We start from the raw sequence: 2,653 nt of genomic DNA on the forward strand, positions 1-2,653 counted from the left end.
CGTACCGGGCGGGCTGCTGCGCGGCAGCACCGTCGGCGCGTTCAACACGTTCTGGTACCACAAGGCGCCCCGGCGGCGGAGGGGCGAACTCCAGCGGCTGGCCGCCTTCTTCCACCCGCTGGACGGGGTACCGCACTGGAACCGCGTCTACGGCAGCGCCGGGTTCGTGCAGTGGCAGTGCGTGGTGCCGCACGAGAGGGACGACGCGCTGCGGCGCGTGGTGCGGCTCCTCTCGCGCCGCTCCTGCCCCTCCTTCCTCGCCGTCCTCAAACGCTTCGGCCCCGGGGACCCGGGCTGGCTCTCCTTCCCCGCCGAGGGGTGGACGCTGGCGCTGGACATCCCGGCCGCCCTGCCGGGGCTGGGCGAGTTCCTCGACCTGCTGGACGAGGAGGTCGTCCTGGCGGGGGGACGGCTCTACCTGGCCAAGGACGCGCGGATGCGGCCGGAGCTGCTGCGGGCGATGTACCCGCGCCTGGACGACTTCCGCGCGCTGCGCGCCGAGCTGGACCCCCGCGGGGTCTTCACCTCGGACCTGGCCCGCCGGCTGGCCCTCTAGAGGGGGCACGTGGGCTCGTGGGCTCGTGGGCTCGTCCCCGTACTCCGCACTCCGGATTCGCTGTTCGGTATTCCATACTCGGTATTCGAGGAGCACCCATGAAGGACGCCTTCGGTTCCCCGCAGTCCCTGCTGGTCCTGGGCGGTACGTCGGAGATCGCGCTCGCCGCCGTCCGCCGCTTCATGGCCCGCCGTGCCCGCACCGTGTGGCTGGCGGGCCGGCCGGGCCGGGGCTGGACGCGGCGGCGGCCGGGCTGCGCGAGGTGGCGGCGGCGCACGGCGCCCAGGTGACCGTCCGTACCGTCGCGTTCGACGCGCTCGCCCCCGAGACGCACGAGGAGGTCCTCCAGAAGGTCTTCGCGGAGGGCGACATCGACCTCGTCCTGCTGGCCTTCGGGGTGCTGGGCGACCAGTACGCCGACGAGCACGACCCGATGGCCGCCGTCCGCGTCACCCGGACGAACTACGTCGGCGCCGTCTCCTCCGGGCTGGTGTGCGCCCAGGCGCTGCGCACCCAGGGACACGGCTCCCTGGTGGTGCTCTCCTCGGTCGCCGGGGAGCGGGCCCGGCGCGCCAACTTCATCTACGGCTCCAGCAAGGCGGGGCTCGACGCCTTCGCCCAAGGCCTCGGGGACGCGCTGCACGGCACGGGGGTGCACGTGATGGTGGTCCGCCCCGGTTTCGTGCACACCCGGATGACGGCCGGCCGGCAGCCCGCGCCGCTGTCCACCACGCCGCAGGCCGTGGCCGTGGCCCTCGAACACGGGGTGCGGCGCCGGGCGCGGACGGTGTGGGCGCCGCCCGCGCTGGGCCCGGTGATGAGCGTGCTGCGGCACCTGCCGCGCCCGCTCTTCCGGCGGCTGCCGGGCTGAGGCGCCGGGTACGGCGGGACGCCTGGAGGAGCGCCTGGAGAAGCACGTCCCGTGCACGGCGGGGCACCCGGCGGGCGCCTTCGGGCACGGCGGGACGCCCGGGGCTCGCCTCCCCGGCACGGCGGAACACCCGGGAAGCGCCTTCCGGCACGGCGGGGCCGCCCCGTCACCCCGGCCGGAGCACCACCCGGCGCGACGGGACGGTCCCGGGATGTGACGCGCGGCAGGGTATGGGATAAATCAGATAGTTCGCGCAATTGGGTCGCGTCCGTCGTCCCAGCCGTCACGACCCGGGGAACCCGCCGTGCCTCGATTCAGTGTGATCGTCCCCGTCCACCAGGTGCAGGCGTATCTGCACGAGTGCCTCGACTCCGTGCTCGGCCAGTGCTTCGACGACTTCGAACTCATAGCCGTGGACGACCACTCCCCCGACGCCAGCGGCGAGATCCTCGACGCCTACGCCGCCGCCGACCCGCGCGTGACCGTCCTCCACCTGAAGCGGAACGGCGGCCTGGGCCCCGCCCGCAACACCGGAACCGCACGCGCCCGCGGCGACTACGTCCTCTACCTCGACAGCGACGACACCCTGGCACCCGGCGCCCTGCGCGCCCTCGCCCAGCGGCTGTCGGAGACCGGCGACCCCGAGGTGCTGGTGTTCGACTACGTGCTGGAGCACTGGGACGGGAGCACGACCGCCCCCGCCGGCTCCGGCATCCTGGCACCCGGCGCCGGACCCGCCGTGGGCACGCTCGCGGACCGTCCCGGACTGCTGCGGCTGCCCGCCTTCGCCTGGAGCAAGGCGTACCGCCGCGACTTCCTCATCCGCGAGGGGCTCACCTTCCCGCCCGGCACCTACGAGGACACCCCCTGGACCTTCCCCGTGCTGATGACCGCGCGGACGCTGGCCACGCTGGACCGGGTCTGCGTGCGCTACCGGCAGCGGCGCGGCGGCAGCATCCTGTCGACCCGGGGAGAGGCACACTTCGACGTCTTCGCACAGTACGACCGCCTCTTCGCCTTCCTGGCCGCCCGGCCCGAACTGGAGCGCTGGCGACCCGCCCTCCACCGGCGGATGACCGACCACTTCACCGTCATCCACCGCGACCCCGGCCGCCTCCCGCGCCCCGCACGCGCCCGCTTCCTACGCCAGGCCCGCAAGCACTACCACCACCACCGCACCCCGCCACCCCGGCCGGTCACGGCCCGCCCGGACGGCGCCTGGCCGG

At 74.4% G+C, this 2,653-nt stretch carries 2 protein-coding genes and 1 pseudogene; all 3 read left to right on the forward strand.

Going from position 1 to position 2,653, the window contains the following annotated elements:
- Positions 1–556 (forward strand): D-arabinono-1,4-lactone oxidase (locus FM076_RS12610; protein WP_274598798.1); only part of this gene is annotated, 556 nt, incomplete at its 5' end.
- A 98-nt stretch (positions 557–654) separates the two neighbouring features.
- Positions 655–1,427, forward strand: a pseudogene (locus tag FM076_RS12615) (decaprenylphospho-beta-D-erythro-pentofuranosid-2-ulose 2-reductase).
- 304 nt (positions 1,428–1,731) lie between these two features.
- A partial coding sequence (locus FM076_RS12620; protein WP_173870357.1) for a glycosyltransferase occupies positions 1,732–2,653 on the forward strand: 922 nt, incomplete at its 3' end.

Origin of the sequence: Streptomyces albus subsp. chlorinus, assembly GCF_013302895.1 — a bacterium.
Taxonomy (GTDB): Bacteria; Actinomycetota; Actinomycetes; order Streptomycetales; family Streptomycetaceae; genus Streptomyces; species Streptomyces chlorinus.